This is a genomic window from Pseudomonas wuhanensis, from assembly GCF_030687395.1.
Taxonomy (GTDB): Bacteria; Pseudomonadota; Gammaproteobacteria; order Pseudomonadales; family Pseudomonadaceae; genus Aquipseudomonas; species Aquipseudomonas wuhanensis.
Map to the genome: position 1 here is coordinate 15,440 of NZ_CP117430.1, position 19,192 is coordinate 34,631.

Genomic DNA, 19,192 nt, shown 5'->3' on the forward strand with positions numbered 1-19,192 from the left:
TGCGCACGCCCCCTGGAGCCTTATGCCACGCTGCTTTTGGTGTACCGAAGATCCGCTGTACATGGCTTATCACGATCAGGAGTGGGGCACGCCGCTACGCGATGCGCAGGGATTGTTCGAGTTACTTTTGCTCGAAGGGTTCCAGGCAGGGCTTTCCTGGATCACCGTGTTGCGCAAACGAGAGCGTTATCGCGAGGTGCTGTTCGGCTTCGATGTACAGCGCGTGGCACAGATGAGCGATGCGGAAATCGATGAATTGATGCTCGATCCGGGGATCATCCGCAATCGCCTCAAACTCAACGCGGCCCGGCGCAATGCCCAGGCCTGGATGGCGTTGGAGGACCCGGTGGCGTTTCTCTGGTCGTTCGTCGGCGGCACGCCTGTGATCAATCATTTCAAGGATCGCAGTGAAGTACCGGCCGTGACACCGGTCGCTGTCGAGATGAGCAAAGGCCTGAAAAAAGCTGGATTCACGTTCGTCGGCCCGACCATTTGTTACGCGTTGATGCAGGCTTCGGGCATGGTCATGGACCACACCCGCGATTGCGATCGCTACGCCACCTTGGCGAACGGCGGTTAGAATAGCCGCCTCGCGCACAGCACAAGATCAGGAGTGACCTGTGGATAAGTTGAAAGGCGCCTTGCTGGTAGGCGCTCTGCGTCTGTTTGCCCTGCTTCCTTGGCGGGCCGTGCAGGCGGTGGGTTCGGCGATTGGCTGGATCATGTGGAAAACCCCCAACCGTTCCCGCGACGTGGTGCGGATCAACCTCGCCAAGTGCTTTCCGCAAATGGATCCGGCCGAACGCGAGCGTCTGGTGGGCCAGAGCCTGAAAGACATTGGCAAGTCCCTGACCGAGAGCGCTTGCGCGTGGATCTGGCCGGCTCAGCGTTCCATTGACCTGGTGCGCGAAGTGGAAGGTCTCGACGTGCTTAAAGATGCCCTCGCCTCCGGTAAAGGCGTGGTCGGCATCACCAGCCACCTGGGCAACTGGGAAGTGTTGAACCACTTCTATTGCAACCAGTGCAAACCGATCATTTTCTACCGCCCGCCCAAGCTCAAGGCAGTGGATGAGTTACTGCGCAAACAGCGGGTGCAATTGGGTAACCGAGTAGCTGCTTCCACCAAGGAAGGCATCCTCAGCGTGATCAAGGAAGTGCGTAAAGGTGGTGCAGTGGGCATTCCGGCTGACCCGGAACCGGCCGAATCCGCCGGGATCTTCGTGCCGTTCTTCGCCACTCAGGCCCTGACCAGCAAATTCGTCCCGAACATGCTGGCCGGGGGCAAAGCGGTCGGTGTGTTCCTGCATGCCCTGCGGCTGCCGGACGGTTCTGGTTACAAAGTGATCCTCGAAGCCGCGCCGGAGGCCATGTACAGCACCGATACCGAAACCTCCTGCGCAGCGATGAGCCAGGTGGTCGAGCGCTACGTGCGGGCTTATCCAAGCCAGTACATGTGGAGCATGAAGCGCTTCAAGAAGCGTCCGCCGGGTGAAGAGCGCTGGTATTGAGACGCAGGATGATCTAACGCCGTGGTCCCTTGTGGGTGCGGGCTTGCTCGCGAAGACGGTGTGTCAGTCGACATCATCTTCGCAGGCACTCCGCTTTCGCGAGCAAGCCCGCTCCCACAGGGTTTTGTGTCAGATCTGACGCTCGAGTTTTTTCAGAAACACCGTCATCTCCTTCTCCGCCTGCTTGTCGCCATGGGCGCGGGCGGCTTCCAGACCCTGTTCCCAAGCCTGACGCGCCGCCGCGTAATCCGCGAGCGCCAGATGGGCCTTGCCCAATAGCTTCCAGGCTGCCGAATACTTCGGATCGAACTCGACGCAGCGCTGGAAATGCTCCGCGGCTTTGGCATTTTCACCCAGATCCAGATAACCCTTGCCCAGGCCGAAGCGCAGCAGCGAGTTATCCACACCCTTGGCGAGCATTTTTTCCAGGGATTCGATCATCGGTGTTTCCTCAGTCAGTGATCGTTCCCACGCTCTGCGTGGGAATGCAGCCCGGGACGCTCTGCGTCCCATTCAACGCCGAACGCGGAGCGTCCGTTGAGGCATTCCCACGCAGAGCGTGGGAACGATCATCAGAAGAAGCTCAACCCCACATGGAACAACTTTTCCACATCCCGAATATGCTTTTTATCCACAAGGAACAGAATCACATGGTCGCCAGCTTCGATCACTGTGTCGTCGTGGGCGATGATCACTTCTTCGTCGCGGATGATCGCGCCGATGGTGGTTCCCGGCGGCAGGCCGATGTTTTCGATGGCCTTGCCGATCACTTTGCTCGACTTCGCATCACCGTGGGCGATGGCCTCAATGGCTTCCGCCGCACCTCGACGCAATGAGTGCACGCTGACGATATCGCCGCGCCGCACGTGGGCCAGCAACGTGCCGATGGTCGCCAGTTGCGGGCTGATGGCGATGTCGATGTCGCCGCCCTGGATCAGGTCGACGTAGGCCGGGTTGTTGATGATCGTCATCACCTTCTTCGCGCCCAGGCGCTTGGCCAGCAACGAAGACATGATGTTGGCTTCGTCGTCGTTGGTCAGCGCCAGGAAGATGTCGGCGTCGGCGATGTTCTCTTCCATCAGCAAGTCGCGGTCGGAGGCACTGCCCTGCAACACCACGGTGCTGTCGAGAGTGTCCGAGAGATGGCGGCAGCGGGCCGGGTTCATCTCGATGATCTTCACCTGATAACGGCTTTCGATGGCTTCGGCCAAACGCTCGCCAATTTGTCCGCCGCCGGCGATGACGATACGTTTGTAGCTCTCATCGAGGCGGCGCATTTCACTCATTACCGCGCGAATATTCGCTTTGGCGGCGATGAAAAATACTTCGTCGTCGGCTTCGATCACCGTATCGCCCTGCGGCAGGATCGGTCGGTCACGACGGAAAATCGCCGCAACGCGGGTTTCGACATTCGGCATGTGTTCGCGCAGCTGGCGCAGTTGCTGACCCACTAGCGGACCGCCGTAATAGGCTTTCACTGCCACCAGTTGCGCTTTGCCTTCGGCGAAGTCGATGACCTGCAACGCACCCGGATGCTGGATCAGGCGCTTGATGTAGTTGGTAACGACTTGCTCCGGACTGATCAGCACGTCGACCGGAATCGCTTCGTTATCGAACAGTTCGGCGCGGGTCAGGTACGCGGCTTCGCGGACCCGGGCGATCTTGGTCGGTGTGTGGAACAGAGTGTGAGCGACCTGACAGGCCACCATGTTGGTTTCGTCACTGTTGGTCACTGCAACCAACATGTCGGCGTCGTCGGCACCGGCCTGACGCAGTATGGTCGGCAGCGAACCGCGACCCTGTACGGTGCGGATGTCCAGCCGATCGCCGAGGTCACGCAAGCGTTCGCCATCGGTGTCGACCACGGTGATGTCGTTGGCTTCGCTGGCCAGGTGTTCCGCCAGCGAACCGCCGACCTGCCCTGCGCCGAGGATGATGATTTTCATCCAGTCACTCCCTTAAAACCGGTTAACCGCGCGCGGCGGCAATCTTGATCAGCTTGGCGTAGTAGAACCCGTCGTGGCCGCTTTCCTGGGCCAGTAACTGGCGACCATGGGGCTGCTTGATGCCGGCCTGACTGGCGATGTCGAGTTCACGAGCACCCGGTGTGCGAGCGAGGAACGCTTCGATGACTTCGGTGTTTTCGGTCGGCAGCGTGGAGCAGGTGGCGTAAAGCAGAATGCCACCCACGTCCAACGTTATCCACATGGCATCCAGCAGCTCGCCCTGAAGCACCGCCAGCGCGGCGATGTCGTCGGGTTGGCGAGTCAGTTTGATGTCCGGATGACGACGAATTACACCGGTGGCCGAGCACGGCGCATCCAGCAGGATGCGCTGGAACGGTTTGCCATCCCACCAGGTCGCGGTGTCGCGGCCGTCGGCGGCGATCAGTTCGGCGCTCAGGCCCAGGCGTTCAAGGTTTTCCCGTACCCGCACCAGACGCTTGGCTTCCAGATCCACCGCCACCACGCCAGCGAGTGCCGGCTCGGCCTCAAGGATGTGGCAGGTTTTGCCGCCCGGTGCGCAGCAGGCGTCCAGCACCCGTTGGCCTGGCGCCAGGTCCAGCAAGTCGGCAGCCAGTTGCGCGGCTTCGTCCTGCACGCTGATCCAGCCTTCAGCGAAACCCGGGAGGCAGCGCACGTCGGCCGCCGCGTCGAGGATGATGCCGTCCCGGCTGTAAACACACGGCGTGGCCGCGATGCCCGCTTCACTCAGCAACCCGAGATAAGCATCGCGGGTGTGATGGCGACGATTGACCCGCAAAATCATCGGCGGGTGAGCGTTGTTCGCCGCGCAAATGGCTTCCCACTGCTCAGGCCAGAAGGCTTTGAGGGATTTTTGCAGCCAGCGCGGGTGGGCAGTGCGCACCACCGGGTCGTGTTCCAGCTCGGCCAGCAGTGCTTCGCTTTCCCGTTGCGCGCGGCGCAGCACGGCGTTGAGCAAGGCTTTGGCCCACGGCTTTTTCAGTTTGTCGGCGCAACCGACAGTTTCGCCGATGGCCGCGTGGGCCGGAACCCGGGTGTAGAGCAGTTGGTAGAGGCCGACCAGCAACAGCGCCTCGACATCGGCATCAGCCGCTTTGAACGGCTTTTGCAGCAACTTGGCCGCCAACGCCGACAAACGTGGCTGCCAGCGAGCCGTGCCGAACGCCAGGTCCTGGGTGAAGCCGCGATCGCGGTCTTCGACCTTGTCCATTTGCGTTGGCAGAGAACTGTTGAGTGAGGCTTTTCCGTTAAGAACAGCAGCCAGAGCCTTGGTGGCGGCCAGACGTGGATTCATTGAGCGTCCGCCGTTTGACCGAGGACGGTGCCGACGGCGAATTTCTCACGACGGCTGTTGAACAAGTCGCTGAAGTTCAGTGCTTTGCCGCCGGGTAATTGCAGACGGGTCAGACACAACGCCTGTTCACCGCAGGCGACGATCAAGCCGTCCTTGCTGGCGCTGAGGATTTCACCCGGCGCGCCCTGCCCTTCGGCCAGGCTTGCGGCCAACACTTTCAGCGCTTCGCCGTTCAGCGTGCTGTGGGTGATCGGCCATGGGTTGAAGGCGCGAACCAGACGCTCCAGCTCCACTGCCGGGCGGCTCCAGTCGATGCGCGCTTCGTCCTTGTTCAACTTGTGTGCATAAGTGGCGAGGCTGTCGTCCTGCACTTCGCCTTGCAGAGTGCCAGCAGCGAGGCCGGCAATCGCCTGAACCACAGCCGGAGGGCCCATCTCTGCAAGGCGATCGTGGAGGCTGCCGCCGGTGTCTTCACCGCTGATCGGCGTGGTGACCTTGAGCAGCATCGGCCCCGTGTCCAGGCCCAGTTCCATGCGCATGACGGTCACGCCACTTTCGCTGTCGCCCGCCTCGACGGCGCGCTGGATCGGTGCCGCACCGCGCCAGCGTGGCAGCAAGGAAGCGTGACTGTTGATGCAGCCCAGACGCGGAATATCCAGCACCACTTGCGGCAGGATCAGCCCGTAGGCGACCACCACCAACAAATCCGGTTTCAGTGCGGCGAGTTCAGCCTGAGCGTCTTCGTTGCGCAGGGTCGGCGGTTGCAACACCTGAATGTTGTGCTCCAGAGCCAACTGCTTGACCGGGCTCGGCATCAGCTTCTGCCCACGGCCCGCCGGACGGTCCGGTTGGGTGTAGACCGCAACGACCTCGTAAGGACTGTCGAGCAGGGCCTTGAGGTGTTCGGCGGCGAATTCCGGGGTACCGGCAAAGACAATGCGCAGTGGCTCAGTCATGAAAGCTCTCAATTACAAAGCGTCTTGAAAAGAAAAAGGCTTGCCGCGGCAAGCCTTTGAAAGAAGGGCATCAAGCGTTCTGGCGATGGAGCTTTTCCAGTTTCTTCTTGATCCGGTCGCGTTTGAGCGTGGACAGGTAATCAACGAACAATTTGCCATTCAGGTGGTCGCATTCATGCTGGATGCATACCGCGAGCAGGCCTTCGGCGATCAGTTCGTACGGTTGGCCGTCGCGGTCCAGGGCCTTGATCTTGACCTTTTGCGGGCGGTCGACGTTTTCGTAGAAACCCGGCACCGAAAGGCAGCCTTCCTGATACTGGTCCACCTCGTCGGTCAGGACTTCGAACTCGGGGTTGATGAACACCCGCGGTTCGCTGCGGTCTTCGGAGAGGTCCATCACGACGATACGTTTGTGCACGTTGACCTGGGTCGCGGCGAGGCCGATGCCTGGCGCTTCATACATTGTTTCAAACATGTCATCGACCAACTGACGCACTTCGTCGTCCACTACAGCCACGGGTTTGGCGATAGTGCGCAGGCGCGAGTCGGGGAATTCGAGGATGTCTAAAATGGCCATAAGCTCAATTGCTGCACGTGTGAGGTAAAGTCGGGTCGATGGCCTGGCGAGTCCGAGGATGCAGGCTACCGTTGTGAACGTAGCTTCAGGCTTTTCAAAAATGAGCCGGAAGCGAGCCACGAGGGCTCTGGCGTTTCACGCGAACGTACATAATAAAGGGATTCACCGCATGAGGAAATCACTACTCGCCTTGCTCCTTCTGGCCTCGGCCGGTTTTGCGCACGGGCAAGTGCAACTCAGGGAAGGTTTTCCACAGCAATACACCGTGGTGGCAGGGGACACACTTTGGGACATTTCCGCCAAATACCTGCGTGAACCGTGGGAATGGCCGCAACTTTGGCAGGCCAATCCACAGATCGAAAACCCCAATCTCATTTATCCGGGCGATACGCTGTCGCTGGTCTACGTCAACGGTCAGCCACGCCTGACCCTCAATCGCGGCGCTTCCCGGGGCACCATCAAGCTTTCGCCACGCATCCGCAGCTCGCCGGTGGCCGATGCCATTCCGAGCATTCCGCTGAAATCGATCAACAGCTTTCTGCTGAGCAATCGCATCGTCGACAAGGCCGAGGATTTCGACAAGGCGCCCTACATCGTCGCCGGCGATGCCGAACGGGTGCTCAGCGGCACCGGTGATCGAATATTCGCCCGTGGCCATTTCGACCCGGCACAACCGGCGTACGGCATCTTCCGTCAGGGCAAGGTCTATACCGATCCGCAGAGCAAGGAGTTTCTGGGGATCAACGCCGACGACATCGGTGGCGGCGAGATCATTGCCACTGAAGGCGACGTCGCCACCCTGGCCCTGCAGCGCACCACTCAGGAAGTGCGACTCGGCGACCGGCTGTTCAGCGGCGAAGAACGCTCGATCAATTCAACCTTCATGCCCAGTGCCCCGACAACCGAAATCAACGGCTTGATCATTGATGTGCCACGTGGGGTCACCCAGATCGGCGCGCTGGATGTCGTCACGCTGAACAAGGGGCAGCGCGATGGCCTGGCCGAAGGCAATGTGCTGGCGGTGATGAAAACCGGTGAAACCGTGCGTGACCGGATCACTGGCCAGCCATTAAAAATTCCCGACGAGCGGGCCGGTTTGCTGATGGTCTTCCGCACCTACGACAAGCTCAGCTACGGGCTTGTCCTTAACGCATCGCGCTCTCTGGCGGTGATGGACAAGGTGCGAAATCCTTAAGCCTGCTCACAAGTTACCAACAGAGTTATCCACAGCTTATTCCCGATTCGACGGGACCCTATAACGATCAAGGATGATCCATGTCGCTGTCTGCCTGTACGTCCGTTTCCCCTGCGGAACTGGAAGCCCGTTTACGCCTGCACCGTTTGCCGGAACTCGGCCCTGCGCGTTTCAAGAAGTTGCTTGAGGCCTTCGGCTCTGCCTCCAAAGCCATCAGCGCACCGGCCAGCGCCTGGCGCGCGTTGGGCTTGCCCCTTGCTTGCGCGGAGGCTCGGCGCTCCAGTGAAATTCGTGATGGCGCCAGCCACGCACTGGCCTGGCTAGGGCGCCAGGGCCAGCATTTACTGATGTGGGACCAACCTGACTACCCCGTGTTGCTGGCGCAAATCAGCGATGCGCCGCCGCTGTTGTTCGTCGCGGGCGATCCGGGAATTCTGGAAAAACCACAGCTGGCGATGGTCGGCAGCCGTCGTGCTTCGCGACCGGGCATGGACACTGCCACCGCGTTTTCCCGCACTCTGGCCGGTGCCGGTTTTGTCATCACCAGCGGTCTGGCCCTGGGCATCGATGCCGCCGCGCATCAGGCAGCTCTGGACGTTGGCGGGCAAACGGTCGGGGTACTTGGCACGGGGCTGGAAAATTTTTATCCACAGCGCAATCGGCGACTGGCGGACGCCATGATCGCTTCGGGAAGCGCGGTACTTTCGGAGTTCCCGCTGGACGCCGGCCCTTCCCCCAGCAATTTCCCCCGGCGCAATCGAATCATCAGCGGTTTGTCCCTCGGCGTGCTCGTGGTCGAGGCGAGTGTTGCCAGTGGTTCATTGATCACCGCGAGACTGGCGGCGGAACAGGGGCGTGAGGTGTATGCGATTCCAGGGTCGATCCATCACCCTGGGGCAAAGGGTTGCCATCAGCTGATCCGCGACGGTGCGGTGCTGGTGGAAACCATCGAGCACATCCTCGAAGCCTTGCGCGGTTGGCAACGGCTGCCGTTATCCACAGAAACGCCGCAGACGACAGAGACTCATCCGCTGCTCATGTTGCTCCACGCGGCGCCCCATACCAGCGAAGCCTTGTCGATCACCAGCGGCTGGGCGCTGCCAAAAGTGCTGGCAGCGCTGACGGAACTGGAAATGGATGGCCGTGCGGTCTGCGAAAGCGGTCGATGGTTTGCGCGGGTAAACTAGGTTTTATAAGGAAGATCGGTAAACTGCGCAGAGCCTTATTCCGGAGAGTCTTTCATGGTCAACAGTTGGCGTGTGCAACAAGCCGCACGAGAAGTTCGCGCCGGGGCGGTCATTGCCTATCCAACCGAAGCTGTCTGGGGCCTGGGTTGCGACCCCTGGAACGAAGAGGCGGTGGATCGTCTGCTGATGCTCAAGGGACGGTCTGTGGATAAAGGTCTGATTCTGGTGGCCGACAATATTCGCCAGTTTGACTTCCTCTTCGAAGACTTCCCTGAATTGTGGATGGACCGCATGGCCAGCACCTGGCCCGGCCCCAACACCTGGCTGGTGCCGCATCAGAATCTGTTGCCCCAGTGGATTACCGGTGTGCATGAAACGGTGGCGTTACGGGTTAGCGATCACCCGCTGGTGCGGGATTTGTGTGCGTTGGTCGGGCCGTTGGTGTCAACCTCGGCCAACCCTCAGGGGCGGCCGGCGGCGCGGACGCGGCTTCGCGTGGAGCAGTATTTCCGCGGGCAGGTTGATTGGGTGCTGGGTGGCAATCTGGGTGGGCGGAAGAATCCGAGCGTGATTCGCGATCTGGCCACCGGCCACGTTGTGCGCCCGGATTAGACCGCGTCATCGTTCTTCGCGGGCAAGCCTCGCTCCCACAGATCCGAGTCGTATACGAATAATGTGAACGACCGAAATCCTGGAGCGAGGCTTGCCCGCGAAGAGGCCCTCAAGGCAACAAAACAGTCGAGCCCGTCGTACGCCGCGCCGACAATTCGGTCTGCGCTTTGGCCGCTTCAGCCAGTGGATAGCGCTGACTGATGTCCACCTTCAACTTGCCGCTGATGATCATCTCGAATAGCTCATCGGCCATGCTTTGCAGGTTTTCAGCGTTGTTGGCGTAGGTCGCCAGGGTCGGTCGGGTCACGTACAGCGAACCCTTCCCCGCGAGAATTCCCAGATTCACTCCGTCCACTGCGCCTGAAGCATTACCGAAACTCACCACCAGCCCCCGAGGCGCGACGCTGTCGAGCGATGTTAGCCAGGTATCTTTGCCTACGCCGTCGTACACCACCGGCACTTTTTTACCGTCAGTCAATTCCAGCACGCGTTGTGCGACGTTTTCATGGCTGTAATCGATGGTCGCCCAGGCACCATTGGCTTTCGCCAGTGCGGCTTTCTCTGGTGAGCTGACTGTGCCGATCAGCTTCACGTCCAAGGCCTTGGCCCATTGGCAGGCCAGCGAACCGACGCCGCCGGCTGCTGCGTGGAACAGAATGGTTTCGCCACCCTTGAGTTCGTACGTCTGACGCAGCAAGTACTGCACAGTCAGGCCTTTGAGCATCACGCCGGCGGCTTGCTCGAAGCTGATGGCATCCGGCAGATGTACCAGATTGGCTTCCGGCAAGACATGAACGTCGCTATAAGCGCCCAATGGGCCACTGCCGTACGCCACGCGATCGCCGATCTTGAAGCGGGTGACTTCGCTTCCGACGGCTTCGACCACGCCCGCGCCTTCAGCCCCCAGGCCCGACGGCAAGGCAGGTGGCGCATAAAGGCCACCGCGGTAATAGGTGTCAATGAAGTTCAGGCCGATGGCCTTGTTGGTCACGCGCACCTGCAGCGGGCCGGGTTCGGCGGGCTGGTAATCGACATGTTCGAGTACTTCGGGGCCGCCATGGGCGCGGAACTGGATACGCTTTGCCATCTGCACTTTCCTTAAGTATTAGCTTCTAGAGTTGTAGCGCCAAGCGCCCTATCGGACTCTTAAAGCTTGACCTTCGTCAACTGCGACGGCACAAGGTGCAGTGTTATCCTACGCAGCAATTTGCCACCGGCCTGTATGAGCGCCGCGTAGCTTTGCCCGATTCAAGGTGATGCCATGACTACCCGCACCGAGGCCGTAAAAGCCTACCTGCTCGACCTGCAAGACCGCATTTGCGCTGCCCTGGAAGCTGAAGACGGCGGCGCGCGTTTCGTCGAAGACGCCTGGACCCGGCCTGCCGGCGGTGGCGGTCGCACCCGGGTGATCGAAAACGGCGCGGTCATCGAAAAGGGCGGCGTCAACTTTTCCCACGTCTTTGGCAGCGGTCTCCCACCCTCCGCCAGCGCTCATCGGCCAGAACTGGCCGGACGAGGCTTCGAAGCCTTGGGCGTGTCTCTGGTGATTCACCCGCACAACCCCCATGTACCGACGTCCCACGCCAACGTGCGCTTTTTCATCGCTGAAAAAGAAGGTGAAGAGCCGGTCTGGTGGTTCGGTGGCGGCTTCGACCTGACCCCTTATTACGGTAATGAAGAAGACTGCGTGCACTGGCACCGCGTTGCCGAACAGGCCTGCGCGCCGTTCGGCCCGGACGTCTACCCGCGCTACAAGGCCTGGTGTGACAGTTACTTCCACATCAAGCATCGCCACGAGCCGCGTGGCATCGGCGGCCTGTTTTTCGATGACTTGAACGAGTGGGACTTCGACACCAGCTTCGCCTTCATGCGTGCCATCGGTGATGCTTTTATCGACGCTTACCTGCCAATCGTGCAGCGCCGCAAGAACGATGCGTTCACCGCCAAACAGCGTGAATTCCAGGAATTTCGCCGTGGCCGTTATGTCGAGTTCAACCTGGTCTATGACCGCGGTACGTTGTTCGGCCTGCAATCGGGTGGGCGTACCGAATCGATCCTGATGTCGCTGCCGCCACAAGTGCGCTGGGCCTACGACTGGAAAGCCGAGCCGGGCAGTGAAGAAGCGCGCCTGACCGAGTACTTCCTGCAAGACCGCGATTGGTTGGCCAAGGCCTGAACGAGGAATCCTGATGGACCGTTACGTCGTATTCGGTAACCCGATTGGCCACAGTAAGTCGCCGCTGATCCACCGTTTGTTCGCCGAACAGACCGGGCAGAAACTGGACTACAGCACCTTGCTGGCGCCCCTCGATGATTTTTCCGGCTGTGCCCAGGCATTTTTCCGCGAAGGGCGTGGGGCGAATGTGACGGTGCCGTTCAAGGAAGATGCCTATCGTTTGGCGAACAGCTTGACCAAGCGAGCGCAGCGGGCCGGCGCGGTGAATACCCTGAGCAAACTGGCTGATGGCAGTTTGCTGGGCGACAACACCGATGGCGCCGGGCTGGTACGGGACCTGACGGTCAACGCCGGATTTAGTCTTGCGGGCAAACGCATCCTGCTGCTCGGGGCCGGCGGTGCGGTGCGCGGTGCGCTGGAGCCGCTGCTGGCGGAGCAACCGGCGTCGGTGATCATCGCCAACCGCACGGTGGAAAAAGCCGAATTACTGGCGGAGTTGTTCGCGGATTTGGGGCCTGTGTCGGCCAGCGGTTTCGATTGGTTGCGCGAACCGGTGGACCTGATCATCAACGCTACGTCTGCCAGTCTGTCAGGCGATGTACCGCCGATTGCCGGCAGTTTGATCGAACCGGGCAAGACGGTTTGCTACGACATGATGTACGGCAAGGAGCCGACCTCGTTCTGCCGTTGGGCCAGCGAGCACGGCGCGGCGGTGGCGATGGATGGCTTGGGAATGTTGGCCGAGCAGGCGGCGGAAGCCTTCTATCTGTGGCGTGGTGTGCGTCCGGACACAGCGCCAGTGCTGGCCGAACTCCGCCGGCAACTGGCGATGTAGTTCTTTGTGGCGAGGGAGCAAGCTCCCTCGCCACAGGTTATGCCGTTGCCTCAACGTCGGTGTTTCAATCTTCAAAGCGAATCGGGCATTTCTCCGCGCCTTCGAGCTTCCTCAACTCCTCCACCACCTGTGGTCGCGCCCGCCGCAGGGTCAGGCTGCGATCCTGGCGCAGTAACCGTCGCGCTTCCTGGTGCAGCATTTCCACGCCTGAATAGTCGATGAAGTTGATCTGCTGCGCCTCGATCACTACCCGTGCGCCGTGCATTCGCTGCAAACGCACTTGCAGGTAATGGCTGGCGCCAAAAAAAATCGAACCACCGACTCGCAGAATGTCTTCGTCGCCCTCTCGCCAATGCTGCACCCGAGGTTGCGAGGTGCGTTTGAGGTAGAAGAACAGCGAGGCCAGCACTCCGGCGTAGATCGCCGTTTGCAACTCCAGCAACAGCGTCGCGACACAGGTCAGCGCCATGACCAGAAACTCGGCACGGCTGACCCGCAACAAGGCGCGAAGGCCGCGATGGTCCACCAATCCCCAGGCGATCAACAAAATGCTGCCGGCCATGGCCGGGATCGGAATATGCGCGATCAATACCGCACCGAAGATAGCGAACAGCGCCACCCACACCGCTGAAAAAACCCCCGCCAACGGTGAACAGGCACCGGCGTCATAGCTCAGGGCCGAGCGGGTGAAGGAACCGGCTGACAACGAGCCGGAAAAAAACGCACCGACCATGTTCGAAAAACCCTGGGCGCGGACTTCTTGATTGGCATCGAGCAATTGCTGCGAACGCGCTGACAAAGAGCGGGCAATCGACAGGCTCGTCACCAACCCGAGCATGCCGACCGCTACCGCGCTAGGCAGCAGGCGCAACACCAGGTCCAGATCCAGCGGCAGCGGGCTGAAGGGCGGCAGCCGTCCGACAAAGGCGCTGACTAACTTCACATGACCGAACATCGCTGGCCACAGCCACACCAGCAATCCGCTCAAGGCCAGAGCGATCAATAGCGTCGGCCAGCGTGGCACCAGCAGTTTCAGCACGACGCCCACCACCACCGTGGCCAAGCCCAGTACCAGCGAGGGTTTGTCCACTTCACTGAGATGACTGAACAGCAGCACCAGGCTGTTCAGCGCCGTGGCCTGGTTGGGCACCTCCAGCCCCAGCAGGTTCGGCAGCTGCCCAATGGCAATCACCACCGCCGCGCCGAGGGTGAAGCCCAGCACCACCGAGTGAGAGACGAAATTCACCAAGGCGCCGAAACGCAGCAAACCCAGCAACCACTGGAAAATGCCCGCGAGGAGTGTCAGAAGCAGGATCAGCGTGACGTAGTCCTGCGACGCGGGGACGGCCAGAGGACTGACGCTGGCGTAAAGGACGATGGAAATGGCCGCCGTAGGGCCGCAAATCAAATGCCACGACGAACCCCACAGGCAGGCGATCAGCACTGGGATGATCGCGGCATACAAGCCATATTCCGGTGGGAGACCGGCGATCAGGGCGTAGGCAATGGATTGTGGCAACGCGAGAATCGCGCCACTCAGGCCGACAATCAGGTCACGACCGACGCTGGCGCGGGTTTGCCGGGGCAACCAGGTCAGGAAAGGAAAGAGTGAATGGCGGCTGGGGAAGGCCATGGGTCCTCTCGGGCGGGGTTTTGCACAAGGGTAACAGGGTAAAACGATCATTGTGGCGAGGGAGCTTGCTCCCGCTCGGTTGCGCAGCAGCCGCCAATCCGGACAACTCGGTGAGACAGATAAACCGTGTTCGCCGAAATGGGAGCGCTACGCACTCCAGCGGGAGCAAGCTCCCTCGCCACAGAGAACCGTTACAACTTGGCTTTGACCGCCGGCAGAGCATCCTTGCCATCCACAGTCTTCACACCATCGAGCCATTTATCCAGCACCACCGGGTTGGCCTTGATCCACGCCTTGGCCGCCTCGGTATTGCTGATTTTCTTGTTCACCACCTCGGCCATGATGCTGTTCTCCATTTCCTGGGTAAAACTCAGGTTGGTGAGCAGCTTGCCGACATTCGGACAGGCCTGTGCATAACCTTTGCGGGTCAGTGTATAAACGCTGCCGGTGTCACCGAAGTACTTCTCGCCGCCCTTCAGGTAATGCATTTTCAGTTGCACGTTCATCGGGTGTGGCGTCCAGCCGAGGAAGGTCACGAACTTCTGTTTCTTCACCGCGCGAGACACTTCGGCCAGCATCGCCTGCTCGCTGGATTCGACCAGCTTCCACTGACCCAGGTCGAAGTCGTTCTTCTTGATGATCTCTTGCAGCGAAATGTTCGCCGGGGCACCGGAGCCGATGCCATAGATCTTCTTGTCGAACTTGTCAGCAAACTTATTCAAGTCGTTAAAGTTATGCACACCCGCGTCCCAAACATAGTCCGGGACCGCCAGCGTGAACTCGGTGCCGTCGAGGTTCTTCGCCAGTTGCGTAACGTCGCCATTGGCCACGAACTTGTCGTAGAAGCCTTGCTGCGCCGGCATCCAGTTACCCAGGAAAACGTCCACCTGGCCATCCTTCAGACCGCCAAAGGTGATCGGCACCGCCAGCGTGTCGACCTTGGCCTTGTAGCCCATGCCGTCCAGCAGAAACCCGGTGATGGCGTTGGTTGCAGCGATGTCGCTCCAGCCAGGGTCGGCCATTTTCACCGTCTCGCAGCTTTGCTCGGCGTAGGCCGAGGCGCTGCCCAGAGCCAGAAGCCCGACTGTCAGTACTGTGGATAACCTTTGCATGGACTTCCCCTTAACATTATTGGTTTTGGCAGGGTTGTGGATAGCGTGCTTTACGTTCCAGATCGTCGAGGTCGATGTGGTTGCGCATGTACTGCTGACTGGCGTCTACCAGCGGCTGGTGATCCCAGCTCTTCAGTTTGCCGATGGTCAGGGCCTCGGCAACGAAACGTCGGCGTCGCTGACTGGCGAGCACCTGTTGGTGGATCGCCGGGATATCCCATTTGCCCCGCGCTTCGGCGAGAAACGCCTCGAAAAGTTGCCGATGTTGCGGCGATTGGCTGAGCTCTTCCTGTTCCTTCGGGTCGTTTTGTACATCGAAGAGTAGGCAAGGGTCGTCTTCGCTGTAGATGAATTTGTAGGCGCCACGGCGAATCATCATCAACGGGCTGATGGTGCCTTCGGCCATGTACTCACCGAAAACTTCATCGTGACCGCCCTGCCCTTGCAGGTGCGAAACCAGCGAGCGGCCGTCCAGCGGCAGACCTGGTTCCAGTGAGCCGCCGGCCAATTCCACAAAGGTCGGCAGCAGGTCGGCGGTGGACACCGCCGCGCTGACCCGCCCGGCCCCGAATTGCCCTGGTGCACTGATCAGCAGCGGTACACGGGCAGCCATTTCGTACCAGTGCATTTTGTACCAGAGGCCGCGCTCGCCGAGCATGTCGCCGTGGTCACCGGAGAATACGATGATGGTGTCATCGATCAGCCCGGTTTCTTCGAGTGTTTGCAGAAGTTTGCCGACGTTACTGTCGATATAGCTGCACGCACCGAAATAGGCGCGGCGCGCGTCGCGAATCTTATCCACAGGCAGCGGCTTGTCCCACAGGTCATAGACCTTGAGTAAACGCTGGGAGTGAGGATCGAGTTCTTTCTGTGCGGGTGTCTCGGGTAAAGGGATGTCGGCCTCGTCGTACAGATCCCAAAAAGCCTTGGGAATCGTGTACGGATCGTGTGGGTGAGTCATCGACACGGTCAGGCAGAATGGCTGATCGCCGTCCTCGCGGATGTGATCGAACAGGTATTGCTGGGCCTTGAACACCACCTCTTCGTCGAAATCCAGTTGATTGGTGCGCACGCACGGCCCAGCTTGCAGCACCGACGACATGTTGTGATACCAGGTTGGGCGCACATCCGGCTCATCCCAGTTCACCGACCAACCGTAATCGGCCGGATAGATGTCGCTGGTCAGGCGTTCTTCATAGCCGTGCAACTGGTCCGGGCCACAGAAGTGCATCTTGCCCGACAGCGCGGTGCGGTAACCGAGGCGCCGCAGGTAGTGGGCATAAGTCGGAACGTCGGCAGGGAAATCGGCCGCGTTGTCGTAGGCGCCGATCTTGCTCGGTAACTGGCCACTGACCAGGGTGAAACGCGACGGCGCGCAAAGAGGGCTATTGCAATAAGCGGCGTCGAACACCACGCCTTCGGCGGCCAGGCGGCTGAGATTCGGCAGTTTGATAGGCGAAGGGCCGTAGAACGGCAACATTGGCGCGGCCATTTGATCGGCCATGATGAAAAGAATATTTTTGCGCTTCATGTGATCGCGGCATTCCATAGTGGATATTTATGCGAGAGTGCTGTGATCGAGCATGGAGTCCATACTCTTTGTGGTAAAGCCCATGCCAGGCAATGACTAGGATAAGCACAGCTTATGTATGACGCCCTCGGTGATTTGTCCCTGGACCTGCTGCGTGCCTTTGAAGCCGCGGCCCGGCAACGCAGTTTCACCGCGGCCGCGGTGGAGCTCGGCACCACGCAACCGGCCATCAGCCAGCAGATAAAGCGATTGGAAGAGCAGCTCGCTACACGGTTGTTCGACCGCATTTATCGCGGTATCGAACTGACCGAGGCTGGCGCCATTCTGTTCGAGCAAGTTCAGCTCGGTTTGCAGAACATCGATGCAGGATTGAGCGCAATCAGCGCTCAGCAACAGCACGAAGTGTTGCAGGTGGCCACCGATTTCGCCTTCGCTGCGTACTGGCTGATGCCGCGTCTGCACCGCTTCCATACCGCCAACCCTCACGTGGATGTCAGCCTGGTCACCAGTGAGCGCAGCCACAACATGCTGCGCACCGATATCGATGTGGCGGTGCTATTCGGCGATGGCCGATTCAAGCAAGGCGAGAGCCATTGGCTGTTCAGCGAAGAAGTGTTTCCTGTGTGCAGCCCGCTGCTATTGAAAGACCGTCCCCTGCCCTTGCCGGCTCAGGCCTTGCTGGAGTTTCCGTTGTTGCACCTGAGAGGCGAACACAGCAGTAACTGGTTCGACTGGAGCGGCGTGTTTCGCGAGCTGGGGATCACGTCGGCGCCAGCCCCGGGACAACTGCGCTTCGACAATTACACCTTGCTGATTCAGGCGGCGATTGGCGGTCAGGGCGTCGCAATCGGTTGGCGGCACCTTGTGGATAACTTGCTGGCGCAAGGTCTGTTGTGTCGCCCGATTGCCGACACGGTGATTTCCAGGCTGGGCTATTACGTGGTCCTGCCCCAGCGCAAACGACGTGGGGTGTTGATTCAGCTGTTTGTGGATTGGTTGATGGCGGAACAGGCCAGCAGTGCGCAATCGCTCAATGGTCTTCCTTTGCCTTCGATTGCGGTGTAAACGGGTGCGGACGATCTTTACTATTCCGAAGTCCCGACAAAACTCACATGCTCACCCACATGCAGGTTCAGGTGCAGCTCATCGGCAATCCCCACCGCTACCCTGTTCAGCCGTTCCAGCGCTGCGGCCAAGCCAGGTTCCAGGCTACTGCTGACGTGACTGAAATGCTCGATGGTCAGCCCGGGCACGCGGCGTGGTGCATTCACCAAGGTCCAGTGCAACGAGCTGCTTTGCAGAGCCTCGCGGATTTCTTCGGCGGCGTGGCGTTGCAACGGGTCTTCTATTTCCGGATCGTCCAGCACCTCGAAATCGCCCACCACAAACAGCCGGGCAATGCCTGCGGCCTGCATGCCGTCGATCAGTGCATCCACCGCCAGCACCTCCTCGACCGGGCCGGGCACGATGGATTTTTCGATGTGTTCACTGTTCATCGGCAGCCCTGGTGCATCGAGCAGGCAGATCACCGCCGAACTGCCGGCCACGCTCTGCTTGACCCGCTTGGCATCGAACAGGTCACCAGTCTTGGTGCGTAAACCCGGGCGCGGCGCGAGCGCGTTCAGGTCATCGAGAATCGCGATCACTTCATGCTGGCGCCGCAGCATTTCAGCCATCAGCGCACTGCCCAAGCTACTCATGGCACCATAAAGCACTACCTTCACCACCGGGGTTTCGGCATTTTTCATGGCCGTGCTCCGTACTTCCTGCCTATATAGCGTAAGACCTGCTGGGAACGGTGTGGGTTCGACGAGGTTTAAAGGGGTTTCAGATGCAACAGATCAAGGGCTACCACGCCCATGTCTATTTCGATGCCAGCACCCTGCCGCAGGCCCGGGCCCTGTGTGAGCAGGCAGCGCAATTGTTTCCGCTGAAGATGGGGCGCATGCACGAACGCCCGGTTGGCCCGCATCCAGACTGGAGCTGCCAATTGGCTTTCGAGCCGCAACATCTCGGCGCGGTGTTGCCGTGGCTGGCGCTCAACCGTAAGGGATTGGTGATATTCCTGCACCCGGACACGGGCGACGATCTGCTCGACCACACCGAACATGCGATCTGGATGGGCGCGATCCGGCCGCTGAACCTGTCTGTTTTCTGATCAGAGTTGTTCTTGGGCCTCACCGGGCAAGTGCTCGTCCAGATGCAGCCAAGGCAAACGACTGTCGGTCCAGATATGCCGCTCGGCCGGTGCTTGCTCGGGATGGTCAAGGGTGGCGATGGTCACGTCGATGCTCTCGGGGCTGAGCTTCGTCACTAGCGCCAGTTGCGCCCCACAGTTTGGGCAGAAATATCGCACGCAAGTAGACGAAGACTCGTACCGCGACGGCGTACCCGCCATCCATTCAAATGCTGAGGCGGGCACGGTGATCCAGGTGGTCACGATTCCACCGCTGACCCGTCGGCAAATCGAGCAATGGCAGTGGGCGATGTCGTGCAATGGCCCGCTGAATTGATAGCGCATTTGTCCGCAGTGGCAGCCGCCGGTGTGAAGTTCGCCCATGTCTTTTGCTCCTGACCCCGTGTTTACGGCC

Annotated in this window: 20 protein-coding genes; 9 read left to right on the top strand and 11 right to left on the bottom strand. The window is 60.2% G+C overall.

Going from position 1 to position 19,192, the window contains the following annotated elements; all coding sequences use genetic code 11:
- Positions 1 to 22: 22 nt before the first annotated feature.
- Positions 23 to 580 carry a DNA-3-methyladenine glycosylase I gene (gene tag / locus PSH88_RS00060; RefSeq protein ID WP_305424398.1) on the top strand — a complete coding sequence of 186 codons (558 nt, stop codon included), beginning with the start codon at positions 23 to 25 and terminating at the stop codon, positions 578 to 580.
- Between the two features lie 40 nt (positions 581 to 620).
- Positions 621 to 1,508, top strand: a complete 888-nt coding sequence (locus tag PSH88_RS00065; RefSeq protein ID WP_008007909.1) for a lysophospholipid acyltransferase — start codon at positions 621 to 623, stop codon at positions 1,506 to 1,508.
- A 129-nt stretch (positions 1,509 to 1,637) separates the two neighbouring features.
- Here PSH88_RS00065 and PSH88_RS00070 read toward each other — a convergent pair whose 3' ends face one another.
- The 5 genes from PSH88_RS00070 to def all read right to left on the bottom strand — a co-directional run bounded on the left by PSH88_RS00070 (position 1,638) and on the right by def (position 6,320).
- Entirely contained in the window at positions 1,638 to 1,949 is a 312-nt protein-coding gene (locus PSH88_RS00070; RefSeq protein WP_305424399.1) for a tetratricopeptide repeat protein, read from the bottom strand.
- A 131-nt stretch (positions 1,950 to 2,080) separates the two neighbouring features.
- Positions 2,081 to 3,454 (bottom strand): Trk system potassium transporter TrkA, encoded by a 1,374-nt coding sequence (trkA, locus tag PSH88_RS00075; RefSeq protein WP_008007913.1) that lies wholly within the window; start codon positions 3,452 to 3,454, stop codon positions 2,081 to 2,083.
- 22 nt (positions 3,455 to 3,476) lie between these two features.
- Positions 3,477 to 4,787 carry a 16S rRNA (cytosine(967)-C(5))-methyltransferase RsmB gene (gene rsmB / locus PSH88_RS00080; RefSeq protein WP_305424400.1) on the bottom strand — a complete coding sequence of 437 codons (1,311 nt, stop codon included), beginning with the start codon at positions 4,785 to 4,787 and terminating at the stop codon, positions 3,477 to 3,479.
- Positions 4,784 to 5,743: a methionyl-tRNA formyltransferase gene (fmt, locus tag PSH88_RS00085; protein ID WP_305424401.1), complete on the bottom strand. Its 960-nt coding sequence runs from the start codon at positions 5,741 to 5,743 to the stop codon at positions 4,784 to 4,786. The genes rsmB and fmt overlap by 4 nt, the downstream gene beginning before the upstream one ends.
- Positions 5,744 to 5,813: 70 nt before the next feature.
- Positions 5,814 to 6,320 carry a peptide deformylase gene (def, locus tag PSH88_RS00090; RefSeq protein WP_008007919.1) on the bottom strand — a complete coding sequence of 169 codons (507 nt, stop codon included), beginning with the start codon at positions 6,318 to 6,320 and terminating at the stop codon, positions 5,814 to 5,816.
- 169 nt (positions 6,321 to 6,489) lie between these two features.
- On the opposite strand from def, the gene PSH88_RS00095 reads away from it, so the two are divergent.
- From PSH88_RS00095 to tsaC, 3 genes are all read left to right on the top strand, one after another.
- A complete protein-coding gene (locus PSH88_RS00095) occupies positions 6,490 to 7,515 on the top strand; it encodes a LysM peptidoglycan-binding domain-containing protein (protein WP_305424402.1) in 1,026 nt (341 codons plus the stop codon).
- 80 nt (positions 7,516 to 7,595) lie between these two features.
- The gene (dprA, locus tag PSH88_RS00100; RefSeq protein WP_305424403.1) at positions 7,596 to 8,702 is read left to right on the top strand and encodes a DNA-processing protein DprA; all 1,107 of its coding nucleotides are present in this window, start codon (positions 7,596 to 7,598) and stop codon (positions 8,700 to 8,702) included.
- A gap of 54 nt (positions 8,703 to 8,756) precedes the next feature.
- Positions 8,757 to 9,314 (top strand): L-threonylcarbamoyladenylate synthase type 1 TsaC, encoded by a 558-nt coding sequence (gene tsaC, locus PSH88_RS00105; RefSeq protein ID WP_305424404.1) that lies wholly within the window; start codon positions 8,757 to 8,759, stop codon positions 9,312 to 9,314.
- Positions 9,315 to 9,423: 109 nt separating this feature from the next.
- On the opposite strand, the gene PSH88_RS00110 is transcribed toward tsaC, so the two are convergent.
- On the bottom strand, positions 9,424 to 10,401 hold the full coding sequence (locus tag PSH88_RS00110) for an NADPH:quinone reductase (protein ID WP_305424405.1): 978 nt from the start codon (positions 10,399 to 10,401) through the stop codon (positions 9,424 to 9,426).
- Between the two features lie 174 nt (positions 10,402 to 10,575).
- Here PSH88_RS00110 and hemF point away from each other — a divergent pair, with 174 nt between their 5' ends.
- Both hemF and aroE read left to right on the top strand, forming a co-directional pair.
- Positions 10,576 to 11,490 (top strand): oxygen-dependent coproporphyrinogen oxidase, encoded by a 915-nt coding sequence (hemF, locus tag PSH88_RS00115; protein WP_007902928.1) that lies wholly within the window; start codon positions 10,576 to 10,578, stop codon positions 11,488 to 11,490.
- 13 nt (positions 11,491 to 11,503) lie between these two features.
- On the top strand, positions 11,504 to 12,325 hold the full coding sequence (gene aroE / locus PSH88_RS00120; protein ID WP_305424406.1) for a shikimate dehydrogenase: 822 nt from the start codon (positions 11,504 to 11,506) through the stop codon (positions 12,323 to 12,325).
- Positions 12,326 to 12,389: 64 nt separating this feature from the next.
- On the opposite strand, the gene PSH88_RS00125 is transcribed toward aroE, so the two are convergent.
- The 3 genes from PSH88_RS00125 to betC all read right to left on the bottom strand — a co-directional run bounded on the left by PSH88_RS00125 (position 12,390) and on the right by betC (position 16,601).
- Positions 12,390 to 13,958 carry a SulP family inorganic anion transporter gene (locus PSH88_RS00125; RefSeq protein WP_305483440.1) on the bottom strand — a complete coding sequence of 523 codons (1,569 nt, stop codon included), beginning with the start codon at positions 13,956 to 13,958 and terminating at the stop codon, positions 12,390 to 12,392.
- Positions 13,959 to 14,149: 191 nt separating this feature from the next.
- Positions 14,150 to 15,070, bottom strand: coding sequence for a choline ABC transporter substrate-binding protein (gene choX, locus PSH88_RS00130; RefSeq protein ID WP_305424407.1), 921 nt, complete (start codon positions 15,068 to 15,070; stop codon positions 14,150 to 14,152).
- 16 nt (positions 15,071 to 15,086) lie between these two features.
- Positions 15,087 to 16,601, bottom strand: a complete 1,515-nt coding sequence (gene betC, locus PSH88_RS00135; protein WP_305424408.1) for a choline-sulfatase — start codon at positions 16,599 to 16,601, stop codon at positions 15,087 to 15,089.
- Positions 16,602 to 16,715: 114 nt separating this feature from the next.
- Here betC and PSH88_RS00140 point away from each other — a divergent pair, with 114 nt between their 5' ends.
- Positions 16,716 to 17,666, top strand: coding sequence for a choline sulfate utilization transcriptional regulator (locus PSH88_RS00140; RefSeq protein WP_305424409.1), 951 nt, complete (start codon positions 16,716 to 16,718; stop codon positions 17,664 to 17,666).
- Positions 17,667 to 17,686: 20 nt separating this feature from the next.
- Here PSH88_RS00140 and PSH88_RS00145 read toward each other — a convergent pair whose 3' ends face one another.
- Positions 17,687 to 18,349, bottom strand: a complete 663-nt coding sequence (locus PSH88_RS00145; RefSeq protein WP_305424410.1) for an NAD(P)-dependent oxidoreductase — start codon at positions 18,347 to 18,349, stop codon at positions 17,687 to 17,689.
- Between the two features lie 83 nt (positions 18,350 to 18,432).
- Here PSH88_RS00145 and PSH88_RS00150 point away from each other — a divergent pair, with 83 nt between their 5' ends.
- Positions 18,433 to 18,759 (top strand): DOPA 4,5-dioxygenase family protein, encoded by a 327-nt coding sequence (locus PSH88_RS00150; protein ID WP_305424411.1) that lies wholly within the window; start codon positions 18,433 to 18,435, stop codon positions 18,757 to 18,759.
- On the opposite strand, the gene PSH88_RS00155 is transcribed toward PSH88_RS00150, so the two are convergent.
- On the bottom strand, positions 18,760 to 19,161 hold the full coding sequence (locus tag PSH88_RS00155; RefSeq protein WP_305424412.1) for a GFA family protein: 402 nt from the start codon (positions 19,159 to 19,161) through the stop codon (positions 18,760 to 18,762). It abuts the gene before it with no gap.
- Between the last annotated feature and the right edge of the window lie 31 nt (positions 19,162 to 19,192).

Coding starts and splice junctions, on each gene's coding strand:
- PSH88_RS00155 (WP_305424412.1), bottom strand. CDS start 19,161: ATGGGCGAACTTCACACCGGCGGCTGCCACTGCGGACAAATGCGCTAT.
- def (WP_008007919.1), bottom strand. CDS start 6,320: ATGGCCATTTTAGACATCCTCGAATTCCCCGACTCGCGCCTGCGCACT.
- fmt (WP_305424401.1), bottom strand. CDS start 5,743: ATGACTGAGCCACTGCGCATTGTCTTTGCCGGTACCCCGGAATTCGCC.
- PSH88_RS00125 (WP_305483440.1), bottom strand. CDS start 13,958: ATGGCCTTCCCCAGCCGCCATTCACTCTTTCCTTTCCTGACCTGGTTG.
- rsmB (WP_305424400.1), bottom strand. CDS start 4,787: ATGAATCCACGTCTGGCCGCCACCAAGGCTCTGGCTGCTGTTCTTAAC.
- trkA (WP_008007913.1), bottom strand. CDS start 3,454: ATGAAAATCATCATCCTCGGCGCAGGGCAGGTCGGCGGTTCGCTGGCG.
- tag (WP_305424398.1), top strand. CDS start 23: ATGCCACGCTGCTTTTGGTGTACCGAAGATCCGCTGTACATGGCTTAT.
- PSH88_RS00145 (WP_305424410.1), bottom strand. CDS start 18,349: ATGAAAAATGCCGAAACCCCGGTGGTGAAGGTAGTGCTTTATGGTGCC.
- PSH88_RS00110 (WP_305424405.1), bottom strand. CDS start 10,401: ATGGCAAAGCGTATCCAGTTCCGCGCCCATGGCGGCCCCGAAGTACTC.
- PSH88_RS00140 (WP_305424409.1), top strand. CDS start 16,716: ATGTATGACGCCCTCGGTGATTTGTCCCTGGACCTGCTGCGTGCCTTT.
- dprA (WP_305424403.1), top strand. CDS start 7,596: ATGTCGCTGTCTGCCTGTACGTCCGTTTCCCCTGCGGAACTGGAAGCC.
- aroE (WP_305424406.1), top strand. CDS start 11,504: ATGGACCGTTACGTCGTATTCGGTAACCCGATTGGCCACAGTAAGTCG.
- PSH88_RS00150 (WP_305424411.1), top strand. CDS start 18,433: ATGCAACAGATCAAGGGCTACCACGCCCATGTCTATTTCGATGCCAGC.
- choX (WP_305424407.1), bottom strand. CDS start 15,070: ATGCAAAGGTTATCCACAGTACTGACAGTCGGGCTTCTGGCTCTGGGC.
- betC (WP_305424408.1), bottom strand. CDS start 16,601: ATGAAGCGCAAAAATATTCTTTTCATCATGGCCGATCAAATGGCCGCG.
- tsaC (WP_305424404.1), top strand. CDS start 8,757: ATGGTCAACAGTTGGCGTGTGCAACAAGCCGCACGAGAAGTTCGCGCC.
- hemF (WP_007902928.1), top strand. CDS start 10,576: ATGACTACCCGCACCGAGGCCGTAAAAGCCTACCTGCTCGACCTGCAA.
- PSH88_RS00070 (WP_305424399.1), bottom strand. CDS start 1,949: ATGATCGAATCCCTGGAAAAAATGCTCGCCAAGGGTGTGGATAACTCG.
- PSH88_RS00095 (WP_305424402.1), top strand. CDS start 6,490: ATGAGGAAATCACTACTCGCCTTGCTCCTTCTGGCCTCGGCCGGTTTT.